At 50.0% G+C, this 16,431-nt stretch carries 12 protein-coding genes; all 12 read right to left on the bottom strand.

Going from position 1 to position 16,431, the window contains the following annotated elements; translation table 11 throughout:
* Positions 1 to 16: 16 nt before the first annotated feature.
* The 12 genes from tssG to tssK all read right to left on the bottom strand — a co-directional run bounded on the left by tssG (position 17) and on the right by tssK (position 16,355).
* A complete protein-coding gene (gene tssG / locus EBA_RS01315) occupies positions 17 to 1,087 on the bottom strand; it encodes a type VI secretion system baseplate subunit TssG (RefSeq protein WP_192372510.1) in 1,071 nt (356 codons plus the stop codon).
* On the bottom strand, positions 1,051 to 2,937 hold the full coding sequence (gene tssF / locus EBA_RS01310) for a type VI secretion system baseplate subunit TssF (RefSeq protein ID WP_192372508.1): 1,887 nt from the start codon (positions 2,935 to 2,937) through the stop codon (positions 1,051 to 1,053). Before tssF ends, tssG begins: the two co-directional genes overlap by 37 nt.
* Positions 2,938 to 2,940: 3 nt before the next feature.
* Complete coding sequence (gene tssE, locus EBA_RS01305) at positions 2,941 to 3,444, bottom strand: type VI secretion system baseplate subunit TssE (RefSeq protein WP_192372505.1); 504 nt, start codon at positions 3,442 to 3,444, stop codon at positions 2,941 to 2,943.
* Positions 3,437 to 4,255 (bottom strand): type VI secretion system accessory protein TagJ, encoded by an 819-nt coding sequence (locus tag EBA_RS01300; RefSeq protein WP_192372503.1) that lies wholly within the window; start codon positions 4,253 to 4,255, stop codon positions 3,437 to 3,439. The genes tssE and EBA_RS01300 overlap by 8 nt, the downstream gene beginning before the upstream one ends.
* Before the next feature lie 75 nt (positions 4,256 to 4,330).
* Positions 4,331 to 4,813 (bottom strand): Hcp family type VI secretion system effector, encoded by a 483-nt coding sequence (locus EBA_RS01295; RefSeq protein WP_192372501.1) that lies wholly within the window; start codon positions 4,811 to 4,813, stop codon positions 4,331 to 4,333.
* A 119-nt stretch (positions 4,814 to 4,932) separates the two neighbouring features.
* Positions 4,933 to 6,423 (bottom strand): type VI secretion system contractile sheath large subunit, encoded by a 1,491-nt coding sequence (tssC, locus tag EBA_RS01290; RefSeq protein ID WP_192372499.1) that lies wholly within the window; start codon positions 6,421 to 6,423, stop codon positions 4,933 to 4,935.
* Between the two features lie 3 nt (positions 6,424 to 6,426).
* Entirely contained in the window at positions 6,427 to 6,963 is a 537-nt protein-coding gene (gene tssB / locus EBA_RS01285; RefSeq protein WP_192372497.1) for a type VI secretion system contractile sheath small subunit, read from the bottom strand.
* 40 nt (positions 6,964 to 7,003) lie between these two features.
* Positions 7,004 to 8,035: a type VI secretion system protein TssA gene (gene tssA / locus EBA_RS01280; protein WP_192372495.1), complete on the bottom strand. Its 1,032-nt coding sequence runs from the start codon at positions 8,033 to 8,035 to the stop codon at positions 7,004 to 7,006.
* A 559-nt stretch (positions 8,036 to 8,594) separates the two neighbouring features.
* On the bottom strand, positions 8,595 to 10,142 hold the full coding sequence (tagF, locus tag EBA_RS01275) for a type VI secretion system-associated protein TagF (protein WP_192372494.1): 1,548 nt from the start codon (positions 10,140 to 10,142) through the stop codon (positions 8,595 to 8,597).
* The gene (gene tssM, locus EBA_RS01270) at positions 10,139 to 13,687 is read right to left on the bottom strand and encodes a type VI secretion system membrane subunit TssM (RefSeq protein ID WP_192372491.1); all 3,549 of its coding nucleotides are present in this window, start codon (positions 13,685 to 13,687) and stop codon (positions 10,139 to 10,141) included. The genes tagF and tssM overlap by 4 nt, the downstream gene beginning before the upstream one ends.
* 9 nt (positions 13,688 to 13,696) lie before the next feature.
* Entirely contained in the window at positions 13,697 to 15,010 is a 1,314-nt protein-coding gene (gene icmH / locus EBA_RS01265) for a type IVB secretion system protein IcmH/DotU (RefSeq protein ID WP_192372489.1), read from the bottom strand.
* Positions 15,011 to 15,014: 4 nt separating this feature from the next.
* Positions 15,015 to 16,355, bottom strand: coding sequence for a type VI secretion system baseplate subunit TssK (tssK, locus tag EBA_RS01260; RefSeq protein ID WP_192372487.1), 1,341 nt, complete (start codon positions 16,353 to 16,355; stop codon positions 15,015 to 15,017).
* Positions 16,356 to 16,431: the final 76 nt, after the last annotated feature.

Here is a 16,431-nt window from a genome sequence, read left to right as displayed (position 1 = left end):
GTTTACAAATTGTTTGTCACTCGACAGCCAGGGTAATGAACGGGTTCAGCCGCAAATCATCGGCATCGCTGTACTTGTGACGCGGCCCTAACCACATACTCCAGCCCAGTTGGGCATCGCCGTTCATGCTCAGGTCATTGCATGCATCAACTTTGCCTAAGACCAGTTCGTTTGGCACTTGAAATTTCTCCAGTATCAATTGCGCATCCCACACGTATTCGTCGCCGACATAATTTCGGACGATGGCCACCAGCTGCGGCAAGCCCTCGCCCCCAGGCAACAACGCCAAGTATTGCGGCAAACGTAAGGGCCCCAACGCGATATTGAATTTATGCTGACATCCCCAGACTGCCGCTCCCAGCAACGCCGTTTGCCCCAGGCAGGCTATATCGGCGCTGACACCCAGGCGAGTTTGATCGCTAAGCTGGATATCCATCCACTCGCCGACGAATTCATCGATGCGCACCTGCACATTAAGCACATCGGCAATAATAGACTGCAAACCGGCCGGGTGCTTGGTTTGGGCGGCAAAATGTCCGGCATAAAATAACTTGGCTCTATCGGCTAGTGCATCGCGGTCCTGATGTGCCTCGCCAGCGACACCCAGCATAGCGCCGACATAAAAGCCGAAGCGGTCGGTTTCCGGCCTATCATATTGCACAGTGGGCCGGGCGTTGGCCCAAGCCCGATAAAACAAGCTGATCATCCGATGATGGAAAATATCGGCAAAGCGGGCAAAAGTGGGGTCGTGATGATGACGCAACCGCTCTCTGACATATTCGGTCAAATGCAGCGGCATAGGGCCGTTCGGACCAAACAGACCTAGAAAATTAACAGCCAACCGCGGCCGCTCGGAGATGCGGTCATGATTGACATAACTGGCAATTGTGGAAGGCGAAAACTCCAGCTCCGGCTCTTGGGCAAAACGTAACGGATCGTCACCGACTTTAACGCTAGAGCCCAACCTGGGCTTATCGGCATTCAAACATTCGATAAGACGGACTGCCTCGAAAAAATCGAAGCCTTGAGCAGCCTGTTCCAGATCGGTCATTAAAACGTGTGGCGGCGTCCGATTCTCACTGGCCATCGGGCCACCTCACCACGGTCCGTTGTACGTATCACCGTTTCTATGAAGGAATTAATCGACACATAACGGGCAAAGAACTGCTCCAATACCACACCCAACAGAAAATACCCTCCGCCTTCAAAAGCCGATTCGTCGAACAATACCGTAATTTCCAAGCCCCTGCCGAATACCATAGGCCCTTTGGAATCGATGCGTCTGACCACATTTTTAGCATTGACCGAGATCACGCCCTCAATTTGTTTTTTGATTGCCGGCTCGCGATTATTCGCGTACAAACTTAACAGCTCCCGCAAGGCCGTTGCACCGGTATTGGCATCGTTATCAAGCAACGACAAATAATTCAGGGACAGATGATTGATCAAACGCCAAACCGTATCGGCTTCGTAAGCGGCCGGCAACGGCCGCGTCGGCCCGGCGATACTACGTATCGATTTGACCGGTGCACTAATTTGCAAAGTAAAATCCGTATCGCCAAGCCCAATTGGCATCACCAGCGGCAAATCGCGGTTAGTACACAGGGTTTCCAGACCTAATTGGCTTAAATTGACCGAATAAGGCGCCTGCGCGGCATCGACCAGAGAAATGAAGACTTCGCTACCGATGTAACTGGAGCGTACACCCTTGCGGCGCTGCTTTGTCGATAGAACCCGTTTTTGACGGCGCAGTGTGTAGAACGCTGTTTCCGTTTGGCTGTGAAACGCCGTCTTTGACCCGTAAAACGGTAAAAACGTTTGTTCCACACTCTGGCCACTACCAAAGCCTTCGACCTGTTTGACGCTGAACACTTCATAATCCATTGGCCGACCGCGATCAACAACCAGATGGTATTCCGACTGGCGATGATCGACGCGAATTCTGTCCGCACGCTTCGGAAACAAATTGACGGCCGGTACGCAAAACAAGGCCAGATTGGTTTTATCCACGGCATTAATCAACTGTGCGTCACTGCGGTCTAACAACACAAATAGCTCAATTTCGTCGCTTTCGCATTCTGCAATTAAGCCCGATAACCCGCTAAGTTCGGCGAACAGGTAACGCTCCGGGAAAGCGAAATATTCCTGCAAAATCCGATAACCATCAAAGGAGCGCGGTGTTTGCTGTATCAACGCCTCATCCGGCTCAAAACCTACGCCGCGAATCAAACGCCCATCGGCAAACTTAACGACAATCGACGGGCCCTGCTTAAATTTGCAGGCGACGGCTTTACTGTTAGCTAAAAATTGTTCATATAAACGATAGGGAGTGCTACCGGAGCCCCGAAGAAACAGCGTCAGTTTATCCAGCGCCAATTGGTTGAACTTAGCACCGGTAGTGGTGCGCAGCACGATGCGTAGCGCCGCCTTTACCTGACTCTGGTATTTCGTCGACGACAAGCCACTGCTGGAAATAGCCGCCAGGGTCGGTAAATATTCCAACTGGCTAACTTCAAGTGGAAACAGTTGTAACGACTGGGCTGTTCGATATTCACAAGCCGTCTGCTCGCCCTTGGCCACTAAGCTACGTAATGCGGTGCCTTTGGGGATAACCAGTCCAGCCGCCAAGCCCTCTTCACTTAAATCCGGCTTGAACTCGACAACGGTCATGGAAGGGGTAGCTGACAAATAATGCGGATAAATAATATCCAGCAGATGCTGCGTAAAATTAGGGAATTCGGAATCGACTTTTAACTGTACCCGCGCAGCCATGAAGGCAAAACCTTCAAACAGCCGTTCAACGTAAGGATCGGTGCACTCAAAGGTATCCAATCCCAAGCGTCCGGCGATCTTGGGGAATTCACTGGCAAACTCCGCACCAACTTCACGAACGTGCTGAAGCTCTCGGTTATAGTATTTGAGTAGGCGCGGATCCATCTGTTAACCCCCCAAATCCTTTACCGTCACTTCGCCGGTTTCCAGATCCAGATCACTACGGATATACAAATGCACCGGCAGTGGTTGAGCCCATAGGTCGCCTTCGATTTTGAAACAAACGGCCTTCTGACTCATCGCTTCATCAGCCATCGCCACATTTACTTTTAATGAGGCGGCTAATATCCTCGGCTCGAAGTCGACAATGGCTTGTCTGATTTTGCGTTCCAGCTTTCCGACATCAGTGCCACTAAGATTCGTACCGGACAACGCAGGAATACCATAGTTTATGACTGATCGCGCAACATAAGGGGCATCGGACAAATCCTGCAATGCCTCGAAAGCAGTAGTATTCAACAACCAGCCTAAATCTCTTAACGCACTTTGCCGCAGTTGCCGATAAGACAGCACCCGCTGTTCGCCCGATTCGACCGAATTGCCCGGCGCATTGTCAGTTAGCCGGTCCAGCAGTGAAGGTTGCAGACGCTCCGTGGCAGCCAGTTCAGCCATGGTCAACCGATACATCTGAGTTAAAAATCAACTCGCGAGCGTCGAATAACGCGTGCTCGCCTTGGTCTGTGACCAAAATCCGCTGTCCCAAGCCATGGTAATGTCCGGCAGGCAATTCGATCCATTCGGTTTTGCGGGCCAAGCGCAGCATGGCATCCTCCGCCTTATCAGAACCTGGATAGCGAGAAGGAATCAAGCCAAAAGCAGTGCCACCGTTAACCCAGGTAAATTGGGCTGGCAACCAAACCAAGTCGCGTAAATCGCTAGGTGCTTCGATCTGGATTCTGGCGATCCGAGAAAATGGTATCCAGTAATACCGGCCATTGACTATCGCCTCCACCACTGGACCGATACGAGTATCGGAGTCGGCGATCCAGTCAAACTCACTACCGTTAAAGGAACCTGAAATGGCCGGCGCCAATTCGAAAGCCTGATCGCGAAGTTCGCCCGCCTGTTCGTAGCGCGCCTCGGCCGATAACTTACCTGCCTCTATCAGCAGTGCGATCCATTGTTCCGGCTCACCAAAGACCAACGGTGACGTTTCACCCAGGAAAATCTTTTCCCTAAGCATCTCGCAACGGATAGCCTCTCGATACGTCTGTACCATCGCTAGATTTGACGGATCCAGATTGCCGCAGACATTCAGCTGATTCAAGGCCCTATCCCACTGACCGTTGAGTGCCAATAACTGAAAAAGAAAAACCCGATGCTTGGCTACATCGGGATTTTTTCGGACCTGATCTTGTAAGAGCGCCAGCGTTTCATCCAGACGCCCTTCTTTCAAACTCATTTCGGCGGTGCTTGTAGTCATTTGAATTTAGAATCCGATATAAAAAAGGACGCGTCCACCCTTACGGACAGACGCGTAAGTCGACCCAGACAACGCTTAGTAAGTGACGTTAGACTGGATATTCCAGGACATATCCGGCTTATCGCCTCCTGCACCTTTCTCGGTTTGCTCGATATATTTAACTTTTACCTTTGCAAAATTAAGCGTGACATTTTCAGTCAAGCGATCTTCACCACCCGAACCTCCGGTATTGATCGACGCAACAAGCACTTCTTCCATGGTGATGGTTAGATATTCCAAGGGTTTATCGCCGGCTTTGCGAACCACCAAAACCGCTTTTGGAATATGCGTACCTTTACAGCAAGCCAACATCAGATCGGTACTGCCTTTATCCATCCATTTGGTAAAGCTAATATCCTGCACATTTACCTTACCTGCGCCGCCGCCGCCGCCAATATGCATAGTGCCGGATTGGGATAAGCCCCAACTCCAAGCCAACACATCGGTTTCACCTTCATGAGCCTTATCTTTGGACTCACCTTTGATATTATCGATTTTAATAAACATATCTACTGCCATGACCTTCTCCTTACTTTTAATTAATAAACAATCGAACTTAAAATAATACTGCTCTTTTTTGAAACAAAATCATCCCATACACACGCCTCCTTGAATACTCGACAGCACTGGCCAGTCAATTAACCGCCTTTTACTGACGGTAACTTGGAAACCAATCGCAACGATACAGTAAGCCCTTCCAACTGATAGTGCGGTCTTAGGTAAAACTTCGAGGTGTAATAACCGGGGTTGCCTTCCACCTCTTCCACTACTACCTCGGCGGCAGACAAGGGCTTACGGGACTTGGTTAAGTCATCCGACATCGCCGGGTTGGGGTCCACGTAGTTTTTCACCCAATCGGTCAGCCATATTTGCATCGCATCACGCTCTTTGAAGGAACCGATTTTGTCCCGCACGATGCACTTCAGGTAATGGGCGAAACGGCAAGTCGCAAACAAATAGGGCAAGCGTGCCGCCAAATTGGCGTTGGCCGTCGCATCCGGATCGTCGTATTCGGCGGGTTTTTGCAATGATTGCGCACCGATAAACGCGGCGAAATCGCTATTTTTCTTATGTATCAAAGGCATGAAGCCACTTTTTGCCAATTCCGCTTCGCGCCGATCGGTAATCGCGATCTCGGTTGGACATTTCATATCCACGCCGCCGTCATCAGTCGGAAAGCTGTGCACCGGCAAACCTTCCACCGCACCGCCGGATTCGATACCGCGAATCCGTGAACACCAACCGTACATTTTGAATGAGCGATTGATATTAACCGCCATAGCGTAAGCCGCATTGGACCAAGTGTATTTAGTACTATCGGCGCCGGAGGTATCTTCTTCGAAATCGAATTCATCGACCGGGTCGGTTTTAGAACCATAAGGCAAACGACTCAGGAATCGCGGCATCGCTAAACCGAGATAACGTGAATCTTCTGAATCTCGCAACGAACGCCAGGCAGCATACTCAGGGGTTTGGAAAATCTTGGTCAAATCGCGCGGATTGGCTAACTCTGACCAACTGTCCATCTGTAGCACCGCCGGCGCCACACCGGACAGGAATGGCGTGTGCGCAGCAGCGCTTATTTTCGCCATCTCGCCCAGTAACTCAACATCCGGCGGACTATGGTCGAAGTGATAATCGCCAACCAGACAGCCGAACGGTTCGCCGCCAAAAGTGCCAAACTCCTCTTCATACAACTTCTTGAATAACGGACTCTGATCCCAGGCGGTACCTTTGAATTTCTTCAAAGTTTTACCTAACTCGTTTTTCGAAACGTTCAAGACTTTGATTTTCAGCATCTCATCGGTTTCGGTGTTGTTCACCAGATAATGCAGGCCCCGCCAAGCCCCTTCCAGTTTTTGAAAATCGGGATTATGCAATACTAGACTCAACTGTTCGGAGATCTTTTGATCCAGCTCCGCGATGATGGCCTGAATGCTCTTGATTGCATCATCGGACACTTTTGAAACATCCTGCAACGCATATTGCGCCAACGTAGCCACCGCAGTAGTGACCTGATTCGCTGCTTCAGTGCCGGGCTTGAATTCCTTCGACAACAGAGCCGAAAAATCGTCGAGCTCAAGTGTCTGAGTCGCACCTTGTTGGGTTTGGGTATCTAATTCGGCCATGAGTTATTCCCCTGTTCCTTCAGAGCCTTCACCACCAGCTTTGGCTTCGGTTGGTTTTGCCGATGAGGCCAAGGTCTGCAATAAAGCGGGATCGTTAATTAGTTTGGTGATTAGTTCCTCGGCTCCGGTCTTACCGTCCATATACGTAATTAAATTGGACAATTGGGTTCTGGCCTCTAACACCTTATCCAAACCGGCTACTTTCTTGGCAACCGCCGCCGGTGAAAAATCATCCATGCTCTCAAAAGTAATATCGACGTTCAGATTACCTTCACCAGTAAGGGTGTTAGCCACCTGAAACGCAGCTCTGGGCTTCATCGATTTCAATCTTTCATTGAAATTATCGACATCGATTTCGAGCAATTTCCTATCCGCAATTGGGGGTAAAGGCTCGCTGGGCTTGCCTGACAAGTCGGACAGCACCCCCATAACGAATGGCAACTGCACCTTTTTCTCGGAACCATAGACCTCAACATCGTATTCAATCTGCACACGGGGAGCTCGGTTTCGTTGTATAAACTTCTGACTGCTTTCTGCCATTTTATTCTCCAATTACTTATGATTAACGACCCCAAAAAATTTAGCTTGGATCAGGACCTTTTATAGCATCTATTTGCGAAAGTGCATCGGGCATCAAATTTTGGACTATTTCCATGAAATCCGCCGTCACAAGGTGTTTAGCGCGTTTTAGCAATATCGGCACGGGACTGGATGGTTCAAAGTCGGTGTAGTACTTGCAGAGCATGTCCAGGGTTCGCAATACATCCTGCCGCGACTCTATCACTCCGGATATTGGCTTCACTTTAACAGACCCATCACCAGCCACAACCTCCGTATTGCCGCTCTCAAGCTCCCCCTGTTCCGACTCAGCATCTCCTAACCTAGTACCGCCGAATTGTTCATATTGATAAAGGATGTCCTTCAGGAGTGTTTTTAATGCCGATAAATTCGCTCCTTGGCCAATCCCAACTTTTTCCCCGACAAACGTGTCCAATTGATCAATACTACGAATGCATTCGATTACCGCCTGATACGCCGCGTTCAAAGCCTCGCTATCCACATCCAAAAAAGCTGCCTTGATCGCACTAATATCTGGCTTTTCCACACCGTCCGGTGTATCGATTTTATCAGTGGCATAATGAATATCCCTTAAGCTAAACCGACCAACGGCTTTAGACTCCACCAGCATCGCTTGGCTCAATGGCCTTAATATCCAGTCAAAATTTATCAATTCTTCAAGGATATTGATCCGCATCGTCGGGTCGAAACCGTCATCCGCATCTAATTGCGGGTGGATGGAATCCCAATATAGGTTTACCGCCTCACCCAAATACTGCAATCCATCGCGAAATCCACAAATTCCCTCTAGGGGAATTAATGACCTGATCAAGTACAAAATCACCTGCAAGTCTCTAGATTTTTGCAATAACGCAATCGCTTGCTTGTTTACGTCCCGCCAGTTGGGCGGTATCGCTTTTTCTCCGCTAAACTGGTTCTCCGGCGTACCCTGAATATCGGTATCCAGCGCCACGCGAGCATTGTCGTATTCAAGATTCTCTCCACATGGGTTGTCGGGACTTAACTCACTTAACAACCCTGATAAATCCGCCATTTTCTCACCTCGCTAGTAATGACATTGTTACCTTCACTCGACAGTAGCGATGCAATGCATCCATCACACCTTCACGCAATCGGCTCGAACCCTCGTTCACCGCAGGATCTTTTTACCTCTGCATTACGCCTATAACAAACCGACTTAGTCTAGTAGTTTTTTCGAGTCACGAATTAAACAAAGCGCTTTCGATTTGAACGGGTCAGATATTCCTGACATCTCCCTGGCTTAGTATTGGATAACTTACATAAACCATTAAGCATGCCAATTATTGAAAACGGCAACCAAAACAATGTAACAAATTGATTTAACACTAAATTAATCATCGACACACTGCGAAATCGCGACTTTCAAACACCATTTCGGCAAAAAGTCAGTACGATATTTCGTAACGAATACGGTATTCGGTAAGTACTGTGTCCAAGCGCCGAAACTTAAGAGCATCAGATAACTTCCAAAAAACTCTTTAACTATCCCTAGAGTTTACAGTGCTGGATGTCCAGCCACCGCTCGCACCCGATGCGGGGTAAAATTACCGCCGATCCATGGAGACCAAATCTCAACTATTATATTCAGCGATTAAAACAGTAATGTTATCTCTACCACTTCTGCTCAAAGCCTGATTGATCAACGCTTCGGCGGCTGACTGGCAATCGCCTGCGGCCATCAACTCCGCAATCTCGCTTTCCGACAACTCTTTATCCAAACCATCGCTACACAAGAGATAACGATCTCCGCTGGCCGCTTGAAAACGAACCTCATCCAATGCTAGCGTCAATTGCCCACCAACCGCGCGCGTAATCACATTCGCCCCGACTTGCTGTGCGGCAACTTCCCGGCTCATCACCCCGGAATCCATCAATTCGTCGATCAAGGTATGGTCGCGCGTGATCTGCGTAAACGCGCCTTGGCGTAATTGATATAAGCGACTATCGCCAGCCCAAATCGCTGCGCACTCGGCCGCTTTAGCCAACAAGGCCACTACCGTGGTACCAACAATACTGCCTTGCTGAATGCCCGTAGCAAACCGGCAAAGCTCTTCGTTGATCTTATGCAATTTGCGGGATACGGCTTCGACCTGACTATTCAGGTTTTCGGCAAACTCCAGCGTCGATAAGGAATCCACCACCAAGCGACTGGCAACGTCGCCGGACTGATGCCCGCCCATTCCGTCCGCAACCACCCATAAGCCGTGTGACGGACAATCGAGCAGCGCATCCTCATTGTGTTTGCGCTTATTACCGACCACTGTGACCCCGTATGAAGTCCATGCTGAGGAATTAGGCATCGATAAATCTTGGGGCGCCATAGCATCTACCTCGGGTGGACTTGGCACGCACTCAGCCTTTTTAACACTTTGAATTTGCTTATAACTCTGCACATGCCAGGATCTGCCGACCTGCGGCATACCCTGCAAAAAACCGGCATAAGCGTCGATGGGCGGTAGGCCTTCGCAAAACAGCAAATTGGGTTGATTCGCCTGGCCGCCTTCGCTCGCCCAAATACTGTAACCGGGCATAAAGCGTTCAATCAGACTTTGGCTCAAGCGCGGAAACAGTGCATCCGTCTGATCCAAGCTCTCTAAGTCAAAACGAAATGCGAGCTTACCGTTGGACGCACGCCCCCCGCCGTTGCAATCGACTTGGAATCGTTGCAACGTCATAGAGTCAGCCGAACCGATGTCTATTAAGCCTTTATCGAACCGATCCAGGTCACAAGATTCGTTCAACACCGACAGCGCTGCATCTTCCAAGTGCGCGAACCATTCCGATTCGGACGAAAATAACGGCAGCAAAGATTCCGCAGTGACCGCTTGGGCCAGGGTCAGCGGATAATAGCGACCGACTCTATCGACGCTAGGCATCATGACACCGGCCCAGGCACTGGTACCGCATACACCGGGGCTTAGCGCAAAACGCCAAATCGGACTAACCAAAAACAGCGAGAGCCAGGTATCGCCTAGGGTTTCCTGACTCGAACGCATAGACGCCTGTAACCACTGGTCCCATGGCTCGATAAAATGCCTGGGCAAGCGCCGACTCACAAAATCGCCCAAGCCCGGCACTTTCCCAAAAAAACCAACGCTGAGCCCGTCCACAGCACTCATAAAGACTCCGGACAACGGAAACTTTGATATTCGCTGATACCAAATGGGTTATTGACGCTAGCCGCGCGCAACTCGAATTTGGCGGTATAGCCTTCCAGTTGCACGGTCAAGTTGAAGCGGTCCGGCAAGCCGGTAGGCTGGATATTGAACTCGTCGAACATTCTGAATAACGCCCAGGCACCTTCCTTGGATTTACTGACTTGTTTGCCGTCCAACGCTTCAAATACTACTCTGACGCCAGCACTGTTATTGGTGCCGGGCCACTGAAACTTGCTTAGCTGCTCTGGGCCATGGCGATACACCAATTCCTGGCCTTCGACGTTTAATCGGAAGGTGGCGACCTTATCGTCCAACGCCACCGGTTTTAACTCGAATTGCACTTGAGGCACTGCGCCGCCGGCGGGGAAAAACGCATCGCGAATTTTCGAGGCAATTTGGAACTGCCGAATACTGGCAGCCGACAAACCCAACGCCTTATCGGAGCTGAGCTCCTGCCATTGCACCGCTGCAGTATCGACAAATGCCTTGAGATTAGTGTTAAAAAATTGATCGACAATACCGTTAGCCGCAAAGACTTTGCCGAAATCAGCCATCAACACATCCTGCTGGGTATTTTTTGCAAACGGATAACGTCCGGCCAAAGCACCTTTGCAGGGCATGGTCACGGCTGTTTTCAGCATTTCGTTGAGTTGTCCTTTCGCACCGGTTTTGATTTGCTGTCCTCCCGTGCTGGTCAGGGCGTTCAGGGAGGCCGCAACCGGGCCAGGCAAGCGGGCAAACTCCATTTTGGCCGCTTGTAGCGGGTCAACGCCGCCTCCGGAAAACCGCGCGGCCTCAGTCGACAAGGCTTGACCGCCGCTATTCGGTGCCGAGCCAATCTGCATCAAATAATCGTGCAGATTTTTGATACTCGCTAATGTTGCAGTGATGGGAGCAGGCCTATCGGCTGCGCCTCGCACTTGCATGTTGTAAGGTTCGAAGTAAGCCTCCAATGCCTTAACCGGATCAACACCTCCCTCGCTTTGCTTAGCCATTGCCAGCAGTTTTTGGGTAGCCGCCTCGGGAACGGCCAACGCGCCACCGGTGGATTTTGCCAAGGCATCGGCCAATTCAGATGAGAGTTTGCTTAACGCGGTATTTTTTTCAACCAGCTCCAACAACAGCTTCAACGGCGAATCGGGGCGCGACAGCAGATCCAAGGTATCTACCAGCTGATTATTGTTAGGTTGCGGACGGAATTTAACCGCCGTCAGGACGCCATCCCAAGTCTTTTGATAATCCCCCAAATACAAGCGTTTGAAATCGCCGTATAAACGATCAATTTCGATAGGTGTACTCGCACCCGTTACTCCAAGCACCCAATTCTGTTCACTGGCTTCCTTGACGTAAACCATGCCTTTTTTCAGAAACAGCTCGGTATAACCGTAATTGCTAAACAGACCGGGTACCACTAGCGTATCCAGCTCCTTGCCGGTCGCTGTAAACACTCGGCCGCCATTGGGCGCTAATTGCCCGGCGACAGAAATGTCGTGGCTACGATCAAACAGCGCCTCGCTCTTGAAGCGACTATAAAGTTGATTGACCAAAGGGATTTGCGTTAATTTATTCCGCACCGCGTCGACAAAACTGCTATCTAGAGTAGCCGGATCCAAGCTCAAGGCCAGCAAGTTATCCAGATGCGACTGCAATTTAGCTTGTGTCTCCGGATCGGTAGCAAACATTTGTTCCCAGTCCAATTTAACCCAGGGTTGAGCAACCTTGGCGTCCATCCGTTTTGGCTCGCCAAACATCAGATAGACTCGCAACAATTGATAGAGCACATCCAGGTTTTTGCCTTCATCGCTTTGCATACGCTCTTTCAATCGTAGCGTAATCAAGGCCTGAAAATTTTCGCGAAGCAAACGTTGATAGGAAATATCTATGGCAGAATCAATTTTATCGCCTTGATATAAACCAAAGCCACTACTCCACCCGGTTTGAGCATACACGTCCTTGGCTGCTTGCAAGGCATTAAGCTTGGGCAATAAGGCCAAAAAACCGGAGCGCGAATCGCTGGGCACAAGATTACTGGCTCGGTAAATTTCTACCTGCTTTTCGACATCGGCAATCGCCAGCTTATTGGTGGTAAAACTGACCATCCAAACCACCACCGCGATAGCGACAATCGCAAAGGTGGCAGCAAAACCGACTAAATTCATCAAGCGAAAACGCCGCTCGACCTTTGGATTCACACCCACCAATTCGGCTTCGGGAAACACCACTTGTTTTAGGAGCTTAGTCAGAAAATAGCTTTTGCCGCGCCCGCTCATTAAGGGCGTGACTTGCCTTTCCAATCTAAAACTCGAGGCCAACGCCGCCATCACCCGATCTATCGGCGTACCTTCTTGGGTGCCGCTGCTGAAATACACGCCGCGTAGCAGGAAAGGCTCTTCGTAGCGATTAGTGGAAAATGCGGCTTCCAGAAAGCCGGTTGCCACCGATTTGAACAGCATTATTTGTTGAGGAAAATCGAAAATAGCGGTACGACGCTGCACATCCCGTTCTTCCTGGATACGCTTCAAACGGCGTTGCACCAACCTCTCGGTCAATTCGTCATAGGCTTTCTCGAATTGCAATAAATGGGCGGCCAGATCTTCTTTATCGTTGTCCGCACGGATAAACGTCTCGCCCCACACCTGGCTGCGCTCGTCTTCGGTTAAATTGGCGAAGAAATCGCTAAATCCTGCCACGAGATCGATTTTGGTGAACAATACATACACCGGCAGTTGCACACCCAATTGCGCATTGAGCTCGGTAATCCGCCGCCGAATTGCCGCCGCATGCTGGCGCAACTCTTCCTCGGTCTGCTGTATCAAATCGCTGACGCTCAATGCCACAAACACACCGTTCAGCGGCCGGCGTGGTCGGTACTTTTTTAGCAACTGCAGGAATCCATGCCAGGCCGAGGCATCCACTTCCTGATGACTATCTTGCGTGGTATAGCGACCGGCTGTATCTAATAACACCGCTTCGTCAGCAAACCACCAATCGCAATCCCGCGTACCGCTGACACCTTTTACCGCATGCTTGCCCAAGCGCTCTGCCAAGGGGAAATGCAATCCGGAATTGATTAAGGCGGTGGTTTTGCCGGATCCCGGCGCACCGATAATCGCATACCAAGGCAATTCGTAAAGATATTGCTTCCGACCGCTTTGTTTAGAACTGGTGGTTTTCAGTAAAGCCAAGGCCTCTTCGAAACCGCGATTCAGCACATCCAGCTCGGTCGCCGAGGCTGTTTGCGCATCGTTTGCGTCAGCACCGCTGGCCAAATCGGCCATCAGGCGCTGCTCGCGCTTACGCGACAACAACCAAGCGATCAACCTGTAAAGCAACCAACACCCGACTATTACGCCTATCGTAATTATCCGACTAAGATCAGACTCCAACGGCACACTGCCGGCAATCGCGATTAAAGGCCCTATAAACCAAATCAATACCGACAGAACCACGATACCGATCAGCTCAAGCACCCACTTTGTTTTAAAAAAACTGATTATCCGTTCCACGCGGTATTCTCACTTTATCAAGATGTCAACGCGCCGATTTAAGGCGCGATGTTCAGGAGTATCATTGGGTTCCAAAGGCTCGCCGTCAGCCCGGCCTTCTGCTCTGACCGAACCTTTTAATTGGGCGGATGCAGTCAAAATCGCCAAGACGTTTTTAGCGCGTGCCGCAGACAAATGCCAATTCGACGGAAAGCGGGCCGACACGATGGGTTTGTCGTCGGTGTGCCCTGTTACCAAAATGGAGTCTTGTTCATTCTCGAGTTCCTTGGCGATTTTTTTTAACATGGGCAGAAATTCCGGCTTGACCTGATCGCTACCCGAGGGGAAGGAATTACGAACTCGAATGATGCTATCGTCGACCACCTCGACCATGTTTTGGGAAATTTCATCGCGCAATAAAGGCTTAAAGCGCTCCAATCTGTTAGCTACAACCGGTGTGGGTGGCGTTATCGTGGCTGCTGCCGCAGCAACTTGTACCGGTTCCTTGGCCAATTTCAGTAACTCCCGATAGGCCGGATCGGATGCCGAATTAATAAAATACGCAAAACTTAGATAGCAAAGCAGTAATACTCCGCCCGCTGCACTGGCGAAAACCCATAAAGGCACTTGCGTTATCAACGAACTACTTCCGCTTTTTTGCCCTTGCCAGCGCGGCGAGAGTTCAGTTGAAAAATCCCCTCTTACTCGCTGCGTCAACTGGTATAGCTCAAGCCGCTGTTTTTCCAGTTCGTTAGCACCGTTGGCCATAACCCGATATTTACCTTCGAATCCAAAACTTAAAAGCACATAGCAAAGCTCGATAAGCGCTAAGTTTTGCGCCGGTTGTTTTACCAGATGATCGAGTATTTGGAAAAAACGTTCTCCGCCCCAAGCTTCTTTATGAAAAAGGATAAGTAAACTCTGATGGCCCCAATTACTCTGCGAGCCCCAGGGCGTGTTTTGGATGATTTCATCCAGAAAGGTACATAAGTCATAACTCGCCATCCGCATCGTTTCTTGCTGAAACCCGGCATTCAAGCCACGGTTTTCAAATTCTCTGACCTCTTTGGCCAGCTTTTGCTTTAATTCGTCAACCCCGGAGTAACTAACTGTTGCTCTGAGTCTAGCCGCCAAGGAAAGTATGCCGGCCGATAAGGTCAATAAGGAATCGCTATCCGCTCCTGAAAGCACGCTGAGCGAAGGAATGTTGATATTTGAAGTCGGCTGCTGAGGTGGAGGGGATGTCGGTATTTGCGTGAATGACGGCTGCTGCGGCATTCTTCCGCCGGGCGAAGGCCGTAATACTGTTTTATCATCATCGCCGAAAGGTCCTTGTTGCACCATGTCATCACCCTTTTTTTATTGCCCAGAATTCCAACTCTAATCCCGGAAAATTACCGCCAATATGAAACGCAAAGCCGCCGGAATCCATCATTTTCTTCCAATAGGGGCTTTGCTTATCCAGCTCAAAATAAGAGCATCCGGCGTGATATGGCAATTGCCTTGGCGCCACGGGCAAAGGGTGAATTGATATACCCGGCAGAGCTGCTGTTACCAGTTGCGTGATCTCCTCGACAGGACCAATCTTCACTTGGGGCGGAAAATGCGTACGCAACATTTCCGACGATACTTGCGCATTTGCGGCGAGTATGTAGATAGCCTGTTCCAATAATTTCACATCCGGACGGCCTGAGTAATACACTGCCTGACTATGCTTGGTTAGCGGAATTTGAATCGCATTTTGCTCAAGCACCATGCTTAGCAAGCGTCGTAATTCATCAATTAACGGGATAAAGCAAATACGCAGGTCATCATGCCGATACTCGGGCAACACCGCAGGCCGTTTAGTTTGGCGATAAAAAGTTGCTAAATCTCCCATCACCTGCAGGCACAAGGAAAACAAAGTTTCCGGATGTAGCAGCGCATTTCCAGCCAAATGTGCCAGCAAAGGTTCATAACGATTGATGGTTTGCAATAACATAAAATCTGCAACCTCCGCCACGCCGGCACCTTGCGAAGTACCCGCCACGCGCGCGGCCAGTGCCTCCCCTCTGGTATGCAATAAGCCCTGCAGTTCGCGGACGAAACCATTTAAAATGCTACTGGTTGCCGATTGCAATACCACGGGAATGTATTTGTCATCCAGTACGACTGTTTTGTCGGCACGCACCTCAACGATATTGGCAATCCCCAGACATAGATAGCCTGATCTCTCTTGATTGCCCAGCATAAGCTTTGGCCGAATGCTACCGATCTGCACCGGATAGCGGCCGTCATAACCGGCGTTGTTATCTCTGACATCCCGATGGATAACTCGATACCTCGCCAAACCATCTGAGTTATTCTCGCTGTCTACCTCAACGGCGTCCGGACGACGTAGCGGTAACGCCAAATACACCACTTCATTGGCGACGCCTTCAGACACATCTAGTGGTAGTGGCAACTCATCTTCGTCAGGCAAGTGAAACGGAGTACCATCCTGGAAAATTCCTCTGGCGGCAACCAAACTGATTTTACCAATCGCCAATTGCCCTTCATCCAGCTTAAGAGAGGACAAGCCCCAGTCGTACGCTCTAATTCCGTAACAACGACCATCGATACGGCTTTCCAGATAACGATCATGTTGTTGAAAGTGCTGAGGCCTAAGGAACATGCCCTCCGACCAAACAATCCTGTTATTAATTGACATACTGTATTCGATACCGTTTTTTATTTAAGAACAATGACCGATGCAAATTGAGTTACCAATCGACTAAGCCTGCAAA

Source organism: Methylomonas albis, from assembly GCF_014850955.1.
In the GTDB taxonomy this organism is placed as follows: domain Bacteria; phylum Pseudomonadota; class Gammaproteobacteria; order Methylococcales; family Methylomonadaceae; genus Methylomonas; species Methylomonas albis.
Note: the sequence above shows the minus strand (reverse complement) of the source record. Positions and strands in the feature narration are given on the sequence as shown.